The 491-nt window shown below is 67.8% G+C and carries 1 protein-coding gene; it reads right to left on the bottom strand.

Features of this window, described 5'->3' with window-relative positions:
• The coding region (locus RhoFasB10_RS25765) for a hypothetical protein (protein WP_206031383.1) at window positions 1-491 on the bottom strand (491 nt) is incomplete at both ends.

The raw sequence follows: 491 nt of genomic DNA, 5'->3' as shown, positions 1-491 counted from the left end.
TCCAGCAGCTGGTCCATGCGCGCGAGCGTGTCGTGGTAGCGCGGCGCCAGCCGTGCGCGCAACTGCGGATCGCGCTCGAACAGCAGGCGCTCGAAGTAGCGCTGGCCGATGCGCGGGATGTCCTGCGCCAGGTTCCAGAGTTCGGCATTGCGCTGGTCGTACCAGGCCAGGCCGCCGTGCTGCGCCAGGGCCTGCGCAGCGCCCTCGCCCACAGTGACGACCACGAAGTTCTCGGCCTGGTTGCTCAGGTCATCCAGCGTACCGTTGTCGTACACATGTTCGATGAAGCCGGGCACACCCACGAACGCCTGCCGCCCCATCGCCGAGGTGCGCACCGCCTTGCCGTCGGCGAAGAACTCGCCCGCGTGCGCGCCAAGCAGGATGCTGTCGGTGGCGTGCAGCGCGAGGAAGGTGCCGATCGACAGTTCATCCGCTGCGAACTCCGTATCGAACGCAGCATCGCCATACAGCTCGCGCTGGGTGGCCAGCTG

This window comes from Rhodococcus sp. B10 (genome assembly GCF_011770055.1).
GTDB lineage: Bacteria > Actinomycetota > Actinomycetes > Mycobacteriales > Mycobacteriaceae > Rhodococcoides > Rhodococcoides kyotonensis_B.
This window is presented reverse-complemented; position numbering and strand designations above follow the sequence as displayed.